Source organism: Arcobacter rhizosphaerae (assembly GCF_049472155.1).
Taxonomy (GTDB): domain Bacteria; phylum Campylobacterota; class Campylobacteria; order Campylobacterales; family Arcobacteraceae; genus Arcobacter_B.
This window is the reverse complement of record NZ_JBMOVW010000002.1, coordinates 102818-123362: the sequence shown is the minus strand read 5'-3', so window position 1 is coordinate 123362 and position 20545 is coordinate 102818. Positions and strand designations below refer to the sequence as shown.

The 20545-nt window shown below is 25.5% G+C and carries 20 protein-coding genes; 13 read left to right on the top strand and 7 right to left on the bottom strand.

Annotation, left to right across the window (positions count from 1 at the left end):
* Positions 1-2 precede the first annotated feature (2 nt).
* Entirely contained in the window at positions 3-647 is a 645-nt protein-coding gene (locus tag ACH5BH_RS03655) for a transglutaminase-like cysteine peptidase (RefSeq protein ID WP_404306489.1), read from the bottom strand.
* Positions 648-694: 47 nt separating this feature from the next.
* Positions 695-2005, bottom strand: a complete 1311-nt coding sequence (locus tag ACH5BH_RS03650; protein ID WP_423297494.1) for an MFS transporter — start codon at positions 2003-2005, stop codon at positions 695-697.
* A gap of 81 nt (positions 2006-2086) precedes the next feature.
* Here ACH5BH_RS03650 and rdgB point away from each other — a divergent pair, with 81 nt between their 5' ends.
* A complete protein-coding gene (gene rdgB / locus ACH5BH_RS03645) occupies positions 2087-2686 on the top strand; it encodes an RdgB/HAM1 family non-canonical purine NTP pyrophosphatase (protein WP_423297493.1) in 600 nt (199 codons plus the stop codon).
* On the opposite strand, the gene ACH5BH_RS03640 is transcribed toward rdgB, so the two are convergent.
* Genes ACH5BH_RS03640 through ACH5BH_RS03625 form a run of 4 tightly spaced genes read right to left on the bottom strand, consistent with a single transcriptional unit; the run spans position 2683 to position 4378 of the window.
* A complete protein-coding gene (locus ACH5BH_RS03640; RefSeq protein WP_423297492.1) occupies positions 2683-3015 on the bottom strand; it encodes a hypothetical protein in 333 nt (110 codons plus the stop codon). The genes rdgB and ACH5BH_RS03640 overlap by 4 nt on opposite strands.
* On the bottom strand, positions 3012-3377 hold the full coding sequence (locus ACH5BH_RS03635) for a hypothetical protein (protein WP_423297491.1): 366 nt from the start codon (positions 3375-3377) through the stop codon (positions 3012-3014). Before ACH5BH_RS03635 ends, ACH5BH_RS03640 begins: the two co-directional genes overlap by 4 nt.
* The gene (locus ACH5BH_RS03630; protein ID WP_423297490.1) at positions 3343-3627 is read right to left on the bottom strand and encodes a hypothetical protein; all 285 of its coding nucleotides are present in this window, start codon (positions 3625-3627) and stop codon (positions 3343-3345) included. The genes ACH5BH_RS03635 and ACH5BH_RS03630 overlap by 35 nt, the downstream gene beginning before the upstream one ends.
* Positions 3614-4378 carry a pyrroline-5-carboxylate reductase gene (locus ACH5BH_RS03625; RefSeq protein WP_423297489.1) on the bottom strand — a complete coding sequence of 255 codons (765 nt, stop codon included), beginning with the start codon at positions 4376-4378 and terminating at the stop codon, positions 3614-3616. Before ACH5BH_RS03625 ends, ACH5BH_RS03630 begins: the two co-directional genes overlap by 14 nt.
* A gap of 92 nt (positions 4379-4470) precedes the next feature.
* Here ACH5BH_RS03625 and ACH5BH_RS03620 point away from each other — a divergent pair, with 92 nt between their 5' ends.
* From ACH5BH_RS03620 to ACH5BH_RS03565, 12 genes are all read left to right on the top strand, one after another.
* Positions 4471-5130, top strand: a complete 660-nt coding sequence (locus ACH5BH_RS03620) for an outer membrane protein assembly factor BamD (RefSeq protein WP_404306475.1) — start codon at positions 4471-4473, stop codon at positions 5128-5130.
* 26 nt (positions 5131-5156) lie between these two features.
* Entirely contained in the window at positions 5157-7574 is a 2418-nt protein-coding gene (lon, locus tag ACH5BH_RS03615) for an endopeptidase La (protein WP_423297488.1), read from the top strand.
* A gap of 10 nt (positions 7575-7584) precedes the next feature.
* Positions 7585-8157, top strand: a complete 573-nt coding sequence (locus ACH5BH_RS03610; protein ID WP_423297487.1) for a hypothetical protein — start codon at positions 7585-7587, stop codon at positions 8155-8157.
* Positions 8141-8680 (top strand): rhomboid family intramembrane serine protease, encoded by a 540-nt coding sequence (locus ACH5BH_RS03605; protein ID WP_423297486.1) that lies wholly within the window; start codon positions 8141-8143, stop codon positions 8678-8680. The genes ACH5BH_RS03610 and ACH5BH_RS03605 overlap by 17 nt, the downstream gene beginning before the upstream one ends.
* Before the next feature lie 83 nt (positions 8681-8763).
* Positions 8764-12435, top strand: coding sequence for a hypothetical protein (locus ACH5BH_RS03600; RefSeq protein ID WP_423297485.1), 3672 nt, complete (start codon positions 8764-8766; stop codon positions 12433-12435).
* A complete protein-coding gene (locus ACH5BH_RS03595; RefSeq protein WP_423297484.1) occupies positions 12435-13241 on the top strand; it encodes a tetratricopeptide repeat protein in 807 nt (268 codons plus the stop codon). The genes ACH5BH_RS03600 and ACH5BH_RS03595 overlap by 1 nt, the downstream gene beginning before the upstream one ends.
* 88 nt (positions 13242-13329) lie before the next feature.
* Positions 13330-14409, top strand: coding sequence for a hypothetical protein (locus ACH5BH_RS03590; protein WP_423297483.1), 1080 nt, complete (start codon positions 13330-13332; stop codon positions 14407-14409).
* 339 nt (positions 14410-14748) lie between these two features.
* Complete coding sequence (locus ACH5BH_RS03585) at positions 14749-15882, top strand: hypothetical protein (RefSeq protein WP_404306462.1); 1134 nt, start codon at positions 14749-14751, stop codon at positions 15880-15882.
* 124 nt (positions 15883-16006) lie between these two features.
* The gene (locus ACH5BH_RS03580; protein WP_404306460.1) at positions 16007-17284 is read left to right on the top strand and encodes a Y-family DNA polymerase; all 1278 of its coding nucleotides are present in this window, start codon (positions 16007-16009) and stop codon (positions 17282-17284) included.
* Between the two features lie 69 nt (positions 17285-17353).
* Positions 17354-17668, top strand: coding sequence for a hypothetical protein (locus ACH5BH_RS03575; protein ID WP_423297482.1), 315 nt, complete (start codon positions 17354-17356; stop codon positions 17666-17668).
* Between the two features lie 8 nt (positions 17669-17676).
* A complete protein-coding gene (locus tag ACH5BH_RS03570; RefSeq protein ID WP_423297481.1) occupies positions 17677-18069 on the top strand; it encodes a hypothetical protein in 393 nt (130 codons plus the stop codon).
* Positions 18070-18139: 70 nt separating this feature from the next.
* Positions 18140-20098, top strand: coding sequence for an EAL domain-containing protein (locus ACH5BH_RS03565; protein ID WP_423297480.1), 1959 nt, complete (start codon positions 18140-18142; stop codon positions 20096-20098).
* Between the two features lies 1 nt (position 20099).
* Here ACH5BH_RS03565 and ACH5BH_RS03560 read toward each other — a convergent pair whose 3' ends face one another.
* On the bottom strand, positions 20100-20483 hold the full coding sequence (locus ACH5BH_RS03560; RefSeq protein ID WP_423297479.1) for a PAS domain-containing protein: 384 nt from the start codon (positions 20481-20483) through the stop codon (positions 20100-20102).
* Positions 20484-20545 lie beyond the last annotated feature (62 nt).

The following is a 20545-nucleotide window of genomic DNA, read 5'->3' as shown; positions in this document are numbered from 1 at the left end:
TTTTAAATTCTACTCATTAAGCTTTTCCAAGCTTTTAGATTGTTTCGTCCCATTTTTACAGAACCTTTATTTTTTGCTTGCCATAAGCCACTTGCATTAAAACTGTAAATAGGCTTTAAATCTTTTCTTTTTGAAGCTAATTTTAGTTTTTTATTAATATTATCTAATACAATAGGTGTTGCACCTGGTTTATGATAATATGTTAAAACCATGTGAGCTTGGTCATATTTACTGTTTCTTTTTTGATAGATAACATAAGTAATTCTAAGTTTTTCTTCTGGAACACCAAGTTTTCTTAAACTAAAGTATTTAGCGATGGCAAAATCTTCACAATCTCCAGCACCTGTACCCATAAATTCAAATGGTGTTGCCCAATAATCTTTTTTTCTCCAATGTACAGGATCTGTTTTATACTTTATTTGATTAAAAAAATCATTTACATTTTTAAGTTTATAAAGTATTTTTTGATTTTGGTTTTTTTGAAGCATTTGATCCCAAAGCTCAACTCTTTTAAGGGCTTTGTTACCATATTTTGTTTTTACTTGCTTAAGTTTAGAGTTACTTATAAACTGTGTTGAACTAGCAATAGAGTTAATTATAAAAACAAAGAAGAGAGTTATGAAACTGTAAAGTAAAACTTTTTTCAAAACTCATCTCCTTTTTGTTTTATTTTATTGTATATATCTTTAAAAGGTTATTTTAAAAGAGCTTTTATTGATTCTTCATCAATTTTTTCATCATTATATTTAATAGCAATGATTTTTTCTGTATTGTTTAAATACCACTCATCAATACCTTCGTGTTCTAAATTCTCTTTTTTATCTAAATTGTATTCATCTATTGGAAGATAAACAAATTTTTTCTTTGTAGGATTTGGCATTGTTATGATTAAAATTGCCCATAAAGCACAGATAATAGCAATAGCAATTACAATTGCACTTAAAGAAGCATTTTCAAAGAACATCCCTCCAAGTAATCCACCTAAGAAAGTACCTAAATAACCAAATGAATTAAAAATACCTAAAACTAAACCTCTTTGGTGAACTTTAGCAAATTTAGTAGCAAGTGATTGCATAATAGGTTCATGCATATTAAATCCAATAAAGAATAAAACAACACCAATAATAAATACAAAAGTTGAGCCACTTAATCCAATAACTAAGTAAGAAATACCAAATAAAGCTATACCTATTACAAGAATCTCTTTAAATTTTCCTTTTTTCTCAGCAATAATAGCAGCAGGTGCCATTGCTAAAAATCCAAAAATCATAGCAGGTAAATAAACTTGCCATAAATCAGACATTTGCCATTCATAAGATCTTAATAAAACCATAGGAATAATCATAAATGCAAAAGTCATTAACCCTTTTTGTAAAAAGTTTGTGATATTCATTTTTACTAAATTTGCATTTAAAAGTACAGAACTTAACTTTGTTTTTCCATTGTATGTATGAGTAATATGTGGAGGGTTGGGAACCATTTTTAGTAGAACAAAAATAGAACCTAAAGCTAAAACCATAGTAATATAAAATAAAGACTCAACTCCTAAAGCTGAACCTAAAGTAGGGCCTGCAAGCATTGATACTGCAAATGAAATACCAATAAACATACCCATAGTGGCCATTGCTTTTGGTCTTTGCTCTTCTTTTACTAAATCACTAATCATTGCCGTAACTACTGCTCCAATAGCTCCTGCACCTTGTAAAAATCTTCCTAACATTAAACTATAAATATCTGAAGATGTTGCACAAATTAGTGAACCTAAAGCAAAAAGAATAAGTCCCATAACAATAGTACCTTTTCTTCCAAGCTTGTCACTTATAATTCCAAATGGAACTTGAAATAGCATTTGCGTTAGTGCATAACCACCAACAACAATACCTACAAGTGTAGTTGTTGCTCCTTCTAAATTTATAGCGTATACAGATATTACTGGTAAAACTAAAAATAACCCTAAAAATCTTAGGGCTATAATTAAACTAAGTGGTAAAACCGATTTAATCATTTGTAATCCTAAACATATTATAATTTCTTGTGATTATATATAATTAATACTTAAGATAATAGTTTGTTTAAAGGAAAAGTAGTGAAAATAGTTTTAGCTTCAGGTAATAAAGGAAAGATAAAAGAAATTGGTAAATTAATGCCAAATGATGAAGTTGTTGCATATAAAGATATTTTAGGTAATATAGAAATTGTTGAAGATAAAGATACTTTTAAAGGCAATGCAATTAAAAAAGCAAAAGTGATTTATGATGAATTAGAAAGCAAAGGTTATAAAAATCATATTGTAATTTCTGATGATTCTGGACTTACTGTACCTGTATTAAATAATGAACCAGGTATTTATTCTGCTAGATATGCAGGTGAAAATGCAAGTGATAAGGAAAACAATGAAAAACTAATAAATAATTTAAAAGAAAAAAATATAAAAAGAACACCTGCTTATTATACAGCTTGTATAGCAATGGTTTATAAAGGTGAAATTGAAACAGTTCATGGATGGATGCATGGAGAGGTTATTGATGAACAAATTGGAAGTGAAGGTTTTGGATATGATCCTTTATTTATTCCCAAAGGATATGAAAAAACTTTAGGAGAGTTACCTCATGAAGTTAAAAAATCATTTTCTCACAGAAGTAAGGCTTTAAGCTTAGCTAAAAAAGTTTTAGATGTTATCATCTAAATACTTTTTATAAATTCTTCATATACAGATATATTATAATATTTTGATTTTACATATATTTGTATATGAAAGTTTGTTGTTTGTTTTTTTATAAATGCTTCAATCTCAAAAAAATCATCTTTTATTTTTAAATGCTCAATAGTTTCTAAATTACTTAAACTATTTATATATTCTTTTAAAAACTCTTTGTGGTTTTTAGCTTGGATATATAAATATTGATTTATCTCATTTTCATTTTCTATTGATTTTGTTGTCGCAATTTGTATACTTAAATATGAAAAAAGAGTTATTAAAATAATACTTAAAAGTAAAATATATGACTTCTTCATATTTTAAATACCCATAAAATAGAAATTTTATTTTCTAAGTTTAGATTTATTTCTATAAACTTTTTTTCTTTTACAATCCTAAAATTCGTAACATTTTCTAGTAATATAGAGTCTTTATAAAATAGTACTTCGTTTTCATATCTTATATCATCGTAAAAATCTGATTTTTTATCTAAAAACGCTTTTGTTGCGAGTAAATCTATTTTTAGTATTTCTTGTGTTTGTTGTGTATTGTTATTTTCATAAAGTTCTTTAATAAAAATTAAACTATATATGATTACGATTGAAGATACTAAAGTAACTAAAATTAATTCAAAGAGTGAAAAACTAGATTTCATATTTAAAGAGTGTAATTTTTTCATCTTTGTACTCATATTTTTCTACATTAAGATTTATTTTTAAACTATTATTTATTTGAATTTCTAAGTTTTTCATATTTTTAGAAAAAGAAGAGTAGTCTTTTTTTGTAAATTTATTTTCTAAAGTATTTAGGGTTTGAAAATAATTACTTTTAGAAGAGTAATAAGTGAAGTTTGAAAATCCACTTATTACAAATAAAAGTAAACTAATACTTATTAGTGTTTCTAAAATAGTAAAGCTATTTTTTTCCAAGTTCACAAGCTTTTTCGTAAGCTTTATTTACAGCTTTTATCATTGAATCTCTAACTTTTCCTTCTTCAAGTTGTGCTACACCAGCAGCAGTAGTACCACCTGGTGACATCACAGAGTCTTTTATAATTGCAGGATGATTTGCTTTTAGTAGCTTTGCAGTTCCTTCCATTAAACCTTGAACTAATTCATAACAAGTATGTCTTTCAAGTCCAGCTTTTACACCACCATCAGCTAAAGCCTCTGCAACCAATGCCAAATATGCAGGGCCTGAACCTGCAATAGCAGTTGCTATATCAAGTTGGTTTTCAGTATTTACCCAAATAGCTTTTCCTATTGATGAGAAAACTTCAATGGCTGTATTTTTAGCTTCTTTATCCCCTGTTATAGTTGTAGTTGAAAACTGAACAGAAGCTGCGACATTTGGCATTGTTCTTACATAGTGTTTTGCTTCAATTTGTTTTTTTAGAGTATCAAGTGTTGTTCCTGCTAAAATAGAAAATAGTGTATTAGCCTTTCCTACAAGTCTTGCTGATACACTATGTAAGGCATAAGGCTTTACACAAAAAAGAATATTTTTATCTGTAATATCTTCTTGGTCATTTAAAATTTTTGTAGTAATGCCAGGAATTTTTTCTTGAATAGCTTTTAATTTATTTTCATCTCTTCCTATAATTTCTACTTCATGGTTTTTAATAAGTCCCTTTGCTAGTGATTGAGCCATAACCCCATTACCTATTAAAGTTAGTTTCATTTTAATACCTTTTTAATTATTTTTATTATTATAGCAGATAATTCCTAAGCTAGTATTAGATAAAATATCAACTTTACAAGAAAGGATTTTATATGGTAACTAGCTTTAAGATGAAAACTTTATTATTTGCTACAAGTTTAATTTTTATTTTTACAGCTTGTTCTTCAAAGAATAAGTCAAGTACAGAGTACAATAAACCAGCGATTTATTGGTACAACAAAATGGCAACTCAAATTTCGCAAGGAGATACAGATCTAGCTGATGATACATATACATCTTTAGAGAGTGAACATAGAAATTCACCTTTAATTCCCACTGCAATGTTGATTTTAGTAAATGCTCATATAGATGCAGAAGAGTATGCTTTAGCAAATTTCTATTTAGATGAATATATTAAAAGATTTGCATTAAGTAAAAATATTGATTATGCTAGATATTTAAAAATTAAAGCTAACTTTTTAGGTTTCAAATATCAAATGAGAGATCAAAAACTTATTGAAGATACTTTAAATGATATTAAAGAATATAAAATAAGATATAGCTCTTCTCCTTATATGCCTCTTGTTGATACAATGAATGCAAGATTATACATGGCAAAAGCACTTTTAGATGAAGAGATAGCTAAACTTTATAAGAAAAAAGGTAAAGAAAAAGCAGCTCAAATTTATAGTGATAGAGTTAAAGAATCATGGATTAAACCAGATGAAATTAAACCTATAGAAGTACCATTTTATAGATCGATTTTTGAATAATTATATAAGAATTTAGGAGTAAATATATGGAACTAGAAAATTATGATAACTTTCCACAAAGAATACCACTAATAATAGAAGATGAGATTTTTTTATACCCTTTTATGATTGCTCCGCTTTTTTTAGATAGTGATGAAAATATAAGTGCTGTTGAACAAGCAATTGAAGAAAATAAATTAGTTATTGTTGCTGTATCTAAGCATGGAAAAGAAGGTAAAAGAGCCAATGAGTCTTTTTATGATGTAGGTGTTGTTGGGAATATTATGAGAAAAGTAGCTTTACCTGATGGTAAAATAAAAGTGCTTTTCCAAGGTTTAGCTAAGGGTAAAATTACTGATTTTGATGATGCTAATCCTATTAGATGTGAAGTTGATATTTTAGAAAGTAAAGATTTTAATAGTGAAAATGTTAAATCTGTAATTTCTGTTTTAATTGAGCATGTTAAAAAACTTTCAAGATTAAACTCAAAATTTCCTGCTGATTTAATTAAGACAATAGAAGAAAATGATGATGCAACAAGAATTGCAGATTTAATTTCATCTGTTTTAAAAGTTAAAAAAGAAGACGCATATAAACTTTTCTCTCAAACAGATGTTGAACAAAGACTATTAGATATTATTGAAGTTATTAAAAAAGAGATAGAGTCTTTTAAAATTCAAAAAGAAATAACTCAAAAAGTAAATACAAAAATTGAAAAAACTCATAAAGATTACTTTTTAAAAGAACAAATTAAAGCTATTCAAAAAGAGCTTGGTACTGATAATAAAAAAGATGAAGAAATTAAGTCTTATGGTAAAAAACTTAAAAAACTTAAACCTTTTATGCCAAAAGATGGATATAAAGAGACTAAAAAACAAATAGAGAAGCTTTCAAGAATGCACCAAGACTCACCTGATGCATCTCTTTTACAAACTTATATTGAGCAAGTATTAGATATTCCTTTTGGACAGTATTCAGATGAAAAAATTTCTGTTAATAATGTAGAAAAACAATTAAATAAAGATCATTATTCTTTAGAAAAAGCAAAAGAAAGAATCTTAGAATATTTTGCAGTTAAGCAACTTTTAGAGCAAAGAAAAGTTGAAGATTTAAAAGCTAAAGGTACTGTATTATGTTTTGTAGGACCTCCTGGTGTTGGTAAAACATCTTTAGCAAACTCAATTTCAAAAGCACTTCAAAGACCACTTGTAAGAGTAGCATTGGGTGGAATGGAAGATGTAAATGAACTAAGAGGACATAGAAGAACTTATGTTGGTGCTATGCCAGGAAGATTAGTAAAAGGTTTAATTGATGCTAAAAAAATGAATCCTGTAATGGTTTTAGATGAAATTGATAAACTTGGTGCAAATCACAGAGGTGACCCTACTGCTGTAATGCTAGAAGTTTTGGATCCAGAGCAAAATCATGAATTTAGAGATTTATATTTAAACTTTGCTATTGATTTATCTCAAATTATTTTTGTATCAACTGCAAATGATGTAAGAAGAATCCCTGCTGCACTAAGAGATAGAATGGAGTTTATTGAAATTTCTTCTTATACTCCAAATGAAAAGTATCATATCGCAAAGGATTATTTAATTCCTCAAGAATTAGATAAGCATGGATTAAATAAAAGTGAAATTTCTTTATCAAAACCTACAATTGAAGCTATCATCTCTAAGTATACTAGAGAAGCTGGAGTTAGAAATTTAAGAAGAGTTTTTTCAAAACTATTTAGAAAAGCAGCTAAAAAGATTTTAAGTGATGAAAAAATTACAAAAGTTTCTATATCTACTAAAAATCTGAAATCTTATTTAGATAATCCTATTTTTGAAATAGATCCAGCTGATAAGAAAAATGCTGTTGGTATAGCAAATGGTCTTGCATGGACTTCTGTAGGTGGTGATGTTTTAAAAACAGAAGCTATTAAGTTAAAAGGTAAGGGAATTTTATCTGTAACTGGAAACTTGGGTGATGTTATGAAAGAATCATCAAGAATTTCTTATTCAGTAGTAAAAGTACTTATTGATAATGGTGTTTTAAAGATTGATGATGAAATAATTCCTAAAACATTTAAAGAAAAAGAAGAAAAACTAAAAGTTGATGCTAGTGAAGTTTATAAAAGATATGATATTCACTTACATATTCCAGAAGGTGCTACTCCAAAAGATGGCCCTAGTGCTGGTATTACTATGGCTTTAACTATTGCATCTATTTTAAGTAATAGAGAAATAAAATCAGATGTTGCTATGACAGGAGAGCTTACACTTTCAGGAAAGGTTTTACCAATTGGAGGCTTAAAAGAGAAGTTAATAGCTGCTTATAAAGCTAAAATGACTAAAGCTTTAATTCCTAAGAAAAATTACGAAAGAGACTTAGAAGATATTCCTGCTGAGGTTAAAAATGCTATGGAAATAAAAGCTGTTAATACTATTGAAGATGTATTAAAAGAGGCTTTAGTATAAAGAAAATATTATGCGAAATTTGAGGCAAAGCCAAGTAATAAACAACTTTTTTACTCTTGCCTCAATCATAATCATTTCAGTTACATTAACTTTATATGTAAAATATATAGTTAATGAACCTGAAATAACAAAAGAAAAAGTAATCCCCCTATCTTGTGAAGAAATCACACTTACTAAATACAAAGTATATAATCAAGAACTTTTAAATGAATCTCTAAAAGCTTTAAGAAAAGGTTATTATAGATTAAATGGAAGTTATAAAAAAGCAAAATCATCTAATACAAAGACTTTAATAAGTTTAGAAAAACTAAATGATTTATATATTCAAGCAGTTGGACGAGCACCTAAAAAAGGTATTAAGAAGTATCTTTCGATTGAGTATAAATTAATTGAAAAAAATAGTGTAGATGATAAAATAAAAAGAAAACAATTTTACTCAGGCTCAATACTTACAACTTTTAAAGCTGATGAAAAAGAGATATTCAAGATATTTACAGACTTTAGATTGTATGATGATAAAGAAATATTAAATAGAATAGATTGTTCAATAAAGGTATATAAAAACAATGTTAAGAAGTTATAATCAATCAAATTTTACAGTAACAAATATAGTAATAGCAATAACAATCTTGATGTATATAATTCAAGAAAGTATAAATGATGGAAGTTTATTATTTGGTTTAAATATGTATTTTAGAGTTTATGATTTTTGGTGGCAACCTTTAAGCACAATGTTTGCACATGGAGGTATTTTTCATCTTGCTATGAATATGTTTGTACTTTATCAGTTTGGAAGTCTAATCGAGCGTTCAAGGGGAGCTAAAGAGTTTTTACTTTTATATTTTATTTGTGGTATTACTACATCTTTAATCTCTTTTGCGTATATTTATTATTTAGATAATTATGTAAATTTAGTAGGAGCTTCAGGTGCTATTAGTGCAGTATTGGGTTATGTTGCTTATTGGGATAAAACTCAAAGAAGTGGTATTATAACTTGGATTTTACTAATCTCAGTTGCACCACTACTGATAGGTCTTCCTATTGCTTGGTATGCTCATTTTATTGGATTAGCAGTTGGATTTTTATATGCTATGATTAAAAAATAGAAAAAAAGCAATAAAAAAATACTATTTAATTTCTTTTTAAATTATTTTAAAGTAACATAAGCCAAAAAATAAATAGGTTTATTATGTCAAATGAATATAATGTAGTAGAAGAAGGAGTAATAACCTGCGCTTGTGGAGGTAAAGTAACACTAAAATCAAGTGTAGAAAATTATACAATAGGTGGAAAGAAACCACTATATTTGGAAGATTTACTAAATGCCCCAGTAGCCTGCCCAAGAAGTCCTTTATCAAACCCTTGTACAAAAGTAGTTGCCATCTCAACAGCAGGAACACAAACAAATGTATCAGCATCAGGAAAAACATACCTCCTTGATACAATAGGATTTAAAACAGATAAAGGAAGAGCAGTAATCCTAAATAACCCAGGACAAACACAATCTAAAATATCAACTCCCCCCTCTTTAGAAAATCAAGTAATCCAAAAAGAAGAAATAAGCCCAATAAAGCAAAAAGAAGCAAAAAAATTAATAGAAAAAGAAAAATATGCTTTATATTTTTTAAGACAAAGCCAAAATGAATATAAACCTTTAAGACCAACAAGAGCCTTTAGAAAAACAGATGAGAAATATATTACAAAAAATGAACCTTTAGATATAAAAGATAATATTTATGTTCATACCTTTGCATACCTATATGTAAAACAAAATAATAAAATCAAAGAATATAAAATACTAAGTAAAGGCTCTTTTTATAATGAGAGCTTAAAAGATATCTACTTTGAAGATAGTAAAAGCAAAGTAAAATATGATTATATACCAATATATGAAGATACAAAAATAGATATATCATATAGTAATGTTAAATTAGAAGAAGAAAAAGATATAAAAAAACTTCAAAAATTAAGTATAAACCCAAAAGAAGGAAATAAAGAAAAAGCTTTTTATATAAAAGATATAAAAGGAATAGATCAAAGAAGTATAAGTAAAAAAGAGTTAGAAATACAAAAGAAGTTTGTACCAAATAAAGAAGGGAAATTAAAAAGAATAAATGTACTTTGTATAATAGAAGATATCTTAGCAGAAATAGAAGATATGTATGAAGAGTATTATAAGAACTATAAATTAGCTTATGCACATAATCATTCAATAATAGAAGATGTGAAAAAACAAAACTTATATACATATACAATATCAAATATGGTTGATTATTTTTATTTTTCAAAAGATGAAGCACAAAGCTATAAAATGTCAATAAAAAAATTAAAAGATATATATAATAAAATGATATCTTTATTGCTGAGTGATAAAGAACTATTAGATATTTTACTAAAAGATATAGATATTTCAAAAATACTTGAAAAAGATAAAGATAAAGTAGCTCAATCATATTTTCAACAAATTCAATTTTTAAAAAAAGATTTTTTTAATGATAGTTATATGAATAACAATAGTATTTTCTATAGTAAATTAAACTTTAGAACAGCAAATAAATATATGTATCTATCTAATAGTGAAGCAAAAAAAAATAAAAGACATATTTTAAATATGTCAAGAATGGGAATAAAATTATTAGAGTTTAATAGCTCAAATGATGATTATACTCAAATAAAAACTAATGCCTCTTATGTTTTAGCTCATATTTTATTCTCACTAGTTTATAGTGAAGCCTTTGAAGAAGAATTAAAAAGTATAAGTATATATGAAAGATTAAATAGCTTAAGAAATGATTTTCTTATGAAGTTAAGAGGAGTTTCACCTAAACCAAATATTAGTGATGCTTCTATAAAGGATATACGAGAAACAGTTGAAGATCAAACTATATATCATGATATGATAGTAAAAGCTGAAAATTTAAGAGATAAATTTTTAGAAGAGTATGAAAATTTAGATTATATAAAAAGTATAAAATCCTTTGAACAAAAAGGAGAGAAAGTAAGCTTTAAATCAAAGTATATCTATTGTAAAAATCTAAATTATTATAAAAGTAGTATCAAAAAACCAAGTAATTTAATAAAAGAAATTGGTGAAAAGTTAAAAGCATCAGAACTAAAAAAGCTTTTAAAAATATATGAAAATATTGAAAAAACAGATAAATTAAATTATGTAATATCAGCTAAAAATATTATATACTTATTAAGTGCTCCTAGAGTATACCTAGATCAAGAAAGTGATATAAACTCATTTTTTAATGATGAGTTATCACATATATATGAGTTTGTAGTAGATATGACAAAAAAGAAAATAGCTTTAGATGAAAAAGAAAAAGAGACTTTAAGATTTGAATATAAAATATCAGAAGTTTATTCTTCAATGCAAATAAAGTTAATACTAAATGATATAATATTTTCTAACTCAAAGAAAAAAGCACTTAAATTTATAGAAGAGTTTAAAATATCAAAAAATACAGAGATAAGAGAAGATATAAGTTATAAATATATTCATGATCAAGATCAAAATATAAAAACACAACAAAGACAATACTATGAGAGTTTAAAAAATATAGAAGGAATTACTTCTAATATTGATAAAATTTTGGAAAAAATCGAAAATAAATTACCTGAAAGAAGGACTATTTCCCAAAACTCCTTAGTTTATTTAAGTTCAGGATTAAAAACCTATGGAAACTTAATAGCAATAGCAAAAGTAACAGACTATTTATTCTTTGATGATAGTAAAAAGAATATAAAGACTCATATAGGCTTTGTAAATGACTTAACAGCAGTAACAATAAGCTTAGGAAGCTTAGTTAAAAAATATCCAAAAGTCCCAATGAAGGTTTTAGAGAGCTTCTTAAAAACAAATAGTGTAAAACAAATAAGCCTATCAAGTAAAAGACTACTTACTTTTATACAACAAAAAGTAGTAGCAAAAGTAGCAGTAATAACTATAATAATAACAACAGCCTTTGATATAGTAAAACTTTATAAAAGAGAAGATTATGATGCTTTAGTAGTAACAACAGCATTAGCAGGAGTAGGATTAGCACTTCTATTAACAATGCCATTAGTACCAGCAGTAATTTTAGGAGCAATAATATCAATAATAGGTGGATTGATATTAAATGAGATTATAGATAGTGATTTAGATATTTATTTGAAGAAATCTTTATTGTATAAAACAATAGAATTTTCTATTTGGAAAAACTTTAGAGGAATAGAGCAAGAAAAAAAATATCAAGCCCCATATTTATTTGAAATAACAAATGAAAAAAAAGAGCTAAAAGCAATATCAAGTGATGGGTTTAATAATCCAAAAAGATTAGTACAGTTTATAGGAGAGAACTATAAAGGAAATGAGAAATACTTTGATACAAGTTTAAAAAATGAGTTAAGTTTTTTTAAATCTTCATTGTTTGGATATAAGCTAGAAGAAACAGAGTTTAATTCACATCAAAGAGTAAGAACAGTAAGTGGAATGGAAATAAGCTTTTATGTTCAAAGGGCTTTAAAAATTCCAAAAATATTAGCAGATGATAAAGAGTTTAAACTATTCTTTTCTCCTTATGGGGATGAGTATTTGGAAATAAGTAAAACTTTATTAGCACTAACTGATAATATTTTTGACTTCTTCCCAAAAGAAATACCATATATCCACTTAAATCAATTTAGCCATAATATAAAAAAACAAAACCATAAATCATATATAGTAGTAATATCTTCACAAATAGAGTTTAAGTATGAAGTAGAGTTTAAAGACATAGATAAAATAACACCAAATTGTAGAATAGATATAGAAGAACTAAAACAGATAAGTTTTTCTATAAAAGATGAAGAATTATTAAAAGGAAAAATATAATGATAAGAAATATAGTAAAAATAGTTTTAGTAAGTATAAGTGTCTTTATATTTACAGCTTGTGAGCCTATTCAAAAAAAAGAGGAAGTAAAATATAAAGCTTCTTTACCTATGCCAGAAGTAAAAGATGAACATATAAATGAATATTTTAAACTTAGTGAGTTGTCTTCTGCAAAAAAAGACCCAATCCCAGCCACAAAAATAGGGTATGCCTATAGTGAAGAGTTAAAAGATTATGATAAAGCTATAGAATGGTTTAAATACTCAAACTCAATGAAACCAATGGGTGAAAACTCAAACTATATGTGTTATGCCTATCAGATGAAAAAAGAGTATAAAGAAGCTATTAAATGGTGTGAAAATGCTATTGAGCTTGGTAGTGATGAGGCGTTGATAGGTTTAGGGTTTAGTTATTCAAAATTAAAAGATTATGAAAATGCTTTGAAATGGTACTTAAAAGCTTCCGAAAAAAATCATCCTGATTCAATGATTAATTTAGGGACTATTTATACTAAGATAAAAGATAATAAAAATGCAGAAAAATGGTATAAAAAAGCTATAGAAAAAGAAGATTTAGATGCATATCAAGGTATCTCAAAATTTTATTATGATAATCTAAAAGATTATACAAAAGCAAGTGCTTATGCAATAGCTTTAATCAATACAAAATATACAAAAGGTTCAGTATTAAAACTGCTTCAAAAAACTTGGAGAATCCCAAACGAAACAATAAAAAAAGGCTATGAACTACAACTAAACTCACCTGATTTTCCAATAAAATATAGAGGTGATTTAAATTTAGAGTAAAATAGTATTACTTATAATAACTTAAACTTTAGAAGATAATTTATATATTTTTAGCTAGAATTATTCAAATATTAATAAAAGAGTTATTATGAATATAGATATATCTGTTGATAATAGTATTGCTTTTGAGTCTACACAAGTAGAATCAAAAGATAGAAATGAAAAAGAGTTAGAAGAACAAGCATTAAATTTTGCTGATCTTTTAAATAATGGAAAGAAGAGTGAAAATATATCTTATCAAGCTATTGATAACGATGAAAATAATACAGTTACTACTTTTGAAAATCCTGTTGATGGTAAAATGGTAGCTGTATCTTTAGATAATGATATTATTTCTAAGTTAGAAGATTATTTTGGTAAAGATGATATTTATAGAAGTACAGATGGAATTGTAACATTAGATAATAAAGCAGAAAGTTATGTTGCTAGTTGGTTTGAAGATATTGCATATAAGAGAAACTTTTTTGAAGCAGATAAAAATAATGATGGTTTATTGTCTTTAGATGAATACAATCAAACAAAAAATAACTTTGAAGTAAATCTAAGAATTGCTGTAAATAATAGTAGTGATTTATCAGTAGATGTTGATGAAACTATAAGTAAAACATATTTAAACACTAAAGAAGATGATGAGTATACAAGTATGTACAGAAGTGGTAATCGTGCACATTCTATCGCAGATGAATTAAATATGACTTTATCAATCAATAAAGATTTTGATTCAAAAATTGATTTAAATGAAGCATATAGTACAAATGAGAATATAACAAAAGAAGAGCTTCTTTTAGCTCATGTAAACTCTTTGAAAATTGAAGATGTTGTTAGAAACAAAGCTTTAAGTGAAGAAAAAAGTTCTTTGGATTTAGATGATTTATCTTCGCAACTAAATGATGTTTTTTCTTTGATTGTAGCTTTCCTTTTAAATGAAGATGATGAAAAAACAAAGAAAATATTAGAAAAATTAAAAGAGAATAATGGCGATATTTCTACTTTGAGTGATTATGAAAAAGATATAGTTAAAAATGTGCTAAATTTAAAAGAACCAGTTGATAACAAATATGATATTGAAGAACTTGAAAGAGTTATGGATATATTTAAATTTTATGAACTTAAAAGGGATTCTTTAGAAAATTCAATTGAATCAGATATTAATAAAATAGCGAAGTAGTTATTTCATAAAGAATGTAACTACTGTCATTACTGCTAAAACTAAAGCTAATGCTATAAATATATCTTTTAAAGTTACAGTTGGATTTAATATACCACAATAGGGACATTGTCTTTTTTTTGCTTCAATTTCTCTCTTACAGTTTTTACAAGTAGCTATGATATATCCTTTTTTATTGTGATATTATCATAAAGAGTTTTAAAAGAAAGCTTCTATTCAATTATTCTATAAAATTAAAATAAACTTAATTATACAAATAGTTTTTATAAATAATAAAAAATATATTTATTTTATTGTTATAATAAAAATAGTTTTTACTTAATTAAAAAAGGACTATTTATGTTAAATACAACTTTAAAAGTAATATTTATTACTGGTATAACGCTACTGTTTTCAGCATGTGCTCCTAAAAATCCAATCATCGAATCATCATTTGATGTTAACAATGAGTTTGAAGTCTCATCTTTATTTACAAATAGCTCTCAAATAAAATCTATGGCAGTAAATGGTTTATCTCCTATTACAAAAGCAGGGGAGGTTTATTTTTTACATCCTTCAAGAGGTGCTCAAAGTTCTATTCTTATTGACATGAGTAAAGAATGGTTAGGAAAAGAAGATTTTAGAATACAAAAAATTGTATATGAAAATAATGCAACTTTTGATGAGTTACTTACTATCAAGTCTTCTTTATTAAAATTAGAAGTTTTAGCAAATTATATTTTAGATAAAACTGTAGATTTTTATAATAAAAGCTCTTTGGAAAAAAATGAAAAAAATGAAGAAAAAAAAGCCATTTACAAAGAAGAACTTAAACTATTAAATACTCAATTAACAGCACTAAAAAAAGAATATAATGATAATTCTACTAATCTTATAAATCTAATGAAGAAAAAAGATATATTTATTTTCAAATGGAACACAAATAAGGATAACTCTTCAAGTGCAAAAGTTAGCTCTTTAGCTGAGGGAAAATATAAAAATAGTGAATCTAAAAATGGTTATGTCATTTCAACAGGAGTAGAAGTTGAAAAATTAGTACCAAGTCTTTCTTATTTAGATGCTTTTGAATGTAATATTAATACAGATTCAAGAACATCTTGGCATTTTGGAAGAGCTGGTGTAGTAAGTTATTTACTAAAAGTTAAAAAACTAATTTCATTTTCTTCTAAAGAGAATGAGAGGTTAGCAAAACTTGAAGTTAATATTAGTAATATAAATAAGTTTTCAAAAGAGCTTAGAGAAATAGCAAAAATTGATTTAAATTTATCTTCATTAAAACAGTCTTTATTATCTAGTAATAGTCAGTTTAGTAAAGCTACAATTACTACATCTAAACCTATGAAATACAAAGACTTATTAGATGAAAAATCAGAAGGGATAAGCTTGTTTTCTATCATAACAGAAGGTTTTAATATTAGAAAGAATTTTTATCCATTTGGAAAAGATTGTAAAAAGAATGCAAAAAATAAATAGTATTTTTAAAGTAACATTGATATATATCATCAATGTTACTTTATCTTGATTTTTGATAAATGTAAAAATATTTCAATTTGTAATAAAATTAATATAAGTTTTTTATATTAGTTATAATTCTTTTATGTTTATTCACCTAGATTTAGATTGTTTCTTTGTATCAGCTCATAGGACTATTGATAGTAGTTTAGAGCATATTCCAGTTGCAGTTGGGGGACGTAGTAATCTTAATATTTTTTCATCTAAAAAAGAAGTTAGAAAAATCTCATCAAATTCAGGAGCCTTTGTAAGTACAATTCTTACAAATGAAGGGCAAAAAACCTTTAAAGATTATTTTGTTGATGAAAATGGAAAAATAAGAGGTATCATAACTACATCTTCTTATGAAGCAAGAGCTTATGGAGTTAAAACTGCAATGAGTGTAAATGAAGCTCTAAAATTATGCCCCCATTTAAAAATGCTTCCTCCAAACTATCCTTTATATCACGACTTATCTGAAAAGTTAAAAAAACTTCTTATAAAAGAGATACCTTTAGTAGAACAGTTTTCAATAGATGAATTTTTTGGCGATCTTACTGGTTATATAGATTCTAACGAAATTGTTGAGTTTGCATATAATTTAAAAAAGAAAATATATAATGAACTTAAACTTCCCATATCTATAGGAATAGCAAATACTAAGTTTTTATCAAAGCTAATAACTGAATATGCAAAGCCTGATGGCGTTAAATTTGTAGGTGTTGATCATATTTCAAACTTTACTAGAAATATTCCTATTGAAAAGTTTCCAGGAATAGGAAAAGCTTTTCAAAAAAGGCTTAAAGGCTATGGAATAAAAACTCTTGGAGATATTAGAAAAAAAAGAGAATTATTTTACTCTTGGAAAAAACCAGGAATAGATTTATACAATCGTATATGTGGTATACGAGATACAAAGTTAACCCTAGAGAGAGAAAAGAAATCAATAGGAATAGGAAGAAGTTTCGATCCTATTTTTGATAGAATTGAACTTAGAAGAAGAGTTATGATACTTAGTAGGTATTTGTGTTTTTTAGTAAAAAAAGCAAATGTAAATCCCTTGACATATTCAATAAAAATAAAATATGAGTATAAAGTAAAATCGAAAAACTATATTAATGTAAATAGAATATTTAATGAAACAGATTTTAAAGAAGCAATGGCAAATCTATTTTTAGAAAGTGATATACACCCAAAACATGGTGTAATACAGTTAAATATAACTGTATCAAACTTTGCTAAAGTTAATGAATATACATATAATCTTTTTGAATATGAAGGGGATTTAAAAAAAAGAGAACTTACAAATCAAATGCAAAAATTAAGAGCAAAGTTTGGTGTAGATATTATCAAAAGTGCAAGTGAATTAAAAAAAGAATTTTGAGTAAAATAATATTTTTCATTAATATTCAAATGTTATAATAATAAAGAAATAAATAAAAGAGAATTTAATATGGGAATAAAAGAAAAATTAAAAGAGAAATCAAGTAGATTATTAAATATAGCTTCTGAAAACACAACAAAAGCTTTTGATTATCCAAAGATAAAAAGCCAACAAGTTAAAGAAGCTATAAAATTAAAAGTAAGGGAAAAAGCTATTTTAGCTACAAAAGCTAGACTAGTTGAAAATCATAAAAGCTTTGATGACTTTAGTGATGATGAATTAGAAATAATTATTGCAGATGAAGAACGAAAAATTATGGATGACTTAAAAACTAAATCTTTAGTAGTAGCTTTAGCTGCACTTGGATTAAATTTTTTTATATAGGATTATAAATGTTTAAGCAAGTTAAATCTGCATTGTTTTGGTACTATTTGTATAAGTTTAGAAAAAGAGTACTTTTAATCTCTCTTCTTTTAATAGTAGCATTATTCGCAAATGCAATTTATAGCGATATAATTGAATATTTAAAATTGAAAAATAGATTAGAGTTTTTAGAATTAGCACTTTTTGTAAAATGGTTTATAATTCTTTTTAATTTAGTTTTTTCTATTTATTTAATTCTTACTCTTTTTAAAAAACAAGAAAAGCAAAAAGAAGAAATAAAGAAAAAAACAACTAAAAAAAATGAATCAAAAAAGCAAAAAGAAACACTTAGTGAAAGAGAAAAAAGTTTTCTAAAGAGAAAAAAGTTAAAATCAAAAGCAGATTATCTTTTAGAAAAATAATTCATTGTTACTTTTAAATATTTTTGTAGTATGATTGTTAAATAATAAAAAAGTATTACAAGGCACTAGTTTGAATTCTATATTTGATATAACTCTTTTATATGTTGAAGATGAAGAAAGTATAAGAGAAGAGTTATCTTATTTTTTAGAAAAAAGGGTTAAAAAACTTTATGTAGCAAGTGACGGACTTGAAGGTTTACAGTTATATAAAGAAGTTAATCCTGATATAATAATCTCTGATATACGAATGCCAAATTTAAATGGTATTGAAATGTGTGAAGAGATAAAAAAAATAAATGAAAATGCTAGAATTATAATACTTACTGCTTTTAATGATAGTGAAAACTTAACAAATGCTATAAATCTTAATATAGATAGATATCTAATTAAACCTACAAATCTAAAAACTTTACATGATTCTATAAATAAAATATATAGAACAATACTTTTAGAAAGAGAAAATAAAGAAGTTATAAATCTTTTAGAACAATATAAAAAGGTTGTTGATTTAAGTTCTATTGTTTCTAAAACTGATTTAAAAGGTGTTATAACATATACAAATAAAAAGTTTGAAGAAATATCAGGATATTCAAAAGAAGAATTAATTGGAAATAATCATAGTATCGTAAGACATGAAGATGTATCTTCTGAATTATATGAAAATCTTTGGCATACTATTCGTGATAAAAAGCAAACTTGGTTTGGAAAAATAAAAAATAAAAATAAAAATGGTGAAGTTTATTATGTTGATTCGGTTATTGATCCTATATTAAATTCAAAAGGTGAAATAATAGAATATATTGGTATTAGACATGATATTACAGATATTATGAATCCTAAAAAACAATTACTTGATGATATTGAAAATATGAATGAACCCATGCTTATTTTATCAAAAATTGATAACTATAATATATTAAAAGAGTTTTATACTGAAAAAGAAAGAAGTGATTTTGAAGAAGAATTCTCTAAAATATTATTAGTTTCTTTTCCTTCTCATTTAAAGGTAAATAAAGTTTATATTTTAGGTAGTGGACTTTTTGCTTTTTTAAAAAATGAACAGTTTAATAGTGAGCACATGGGAATATATTTAAATAAGCTGCTTAGTAATTTAGCTAAAACAGATGTATTTTTTAAGGGTAATAAATACGAAATAGATTTATTGTTAAGTTTTTCAAGTGAAAAAGAAAACTTATTTGATGATGCTATTACTGGTGTAAGAGAGCTTATAGAAAAAAGAAAAGATAAGTTGATTTTTTCAAATGGTTTACATGAAAAAAAACAAATTGAAGCTAAAGATAAATTAAAAGTTTTAAATTTAATCAAATATGCTCTAAGTAATGAAGAAAATGTATTATCTTTTTATCAACCTATTGTTTGTAATAAAAGTCATAAAATTATTAAATATGAATCTTTATTAAGAATAGTAAATGAAAGAGATGAAATAATATCTCCTTTCTTTTTTATGGAAGAAGCAAAAAAGTCTGGTTATTATCATGATTTAACAAAAAAAGTAATAAAGAATGCTAAAAAAGTTTTGTCTTTAAATAAACAAGTTGAAATTTCTATAAATTTATCTTCTTTTGATATTGAAGATTTAGAAATAAGAGATTTACTTTTTGAGTTAGTTAGTCAGAAATCAAATAAAGGTAGAATTACCTTTGAACTTCTTGAAGATGAGAAGGTAAGAGATTTAAAAACTACTAAAATATTTATTGAACTGATAAAAGCAGTTGGTCATGTAAAGATATCAATTGATGATTTTGGTAGTGGATATTCAAATTATGAAAGATTAAATATCTTTCAACCTGATTTTATAAAAATTGATGGAAGCTTAATAAAAGATATTTTGATTAGTAAATACAATGAGAGTATTGTAAAATCAATTATAATTTTTGCTAGAGAAAACAATATAAAAACTATTGCTGAGTTTGTATCTGATGAGAATATATCAAAAAAAGTGAAAGAATTAGGTGTAGACTTTTCTCAAGGTTATTATTTTGGAAAGCCTGAACCTATTATTTTATAAATTAGAACATTTTTTTATATAATTTTTTAATTTCTTCTATTTTTTGTCTTTCAGGTTTTCTTCTACATGACATATAGCATTGTTCCCCAGCTTCATTTTCGTATGGATAAACTGTAGCAATAACCCAATAATAGTCATTTTCTTTAGTTTTATTTTTTACATATCCTTGCCAGACATTACCTTTTTTTACTGTTTCCCATAGCTCTTTAAATGCATTTTTTGGCATATCAGGATGTCTTACTATATTATGAGATTGTCCTACTAACTCATCAAAATCATATTGGGCTACTTTACAAAATTGTTCATTTGCATAAGTGATAAAGCCTTTTGAATCAGTTTCACTTACCAAAAAAACATTATCATTAAGTACTATTTCTTTTGACATTATTATTTTCCTTTTGATTTCCAATACTTTTCTTTTACTTGATTCAAGGAGTTTATTATTTA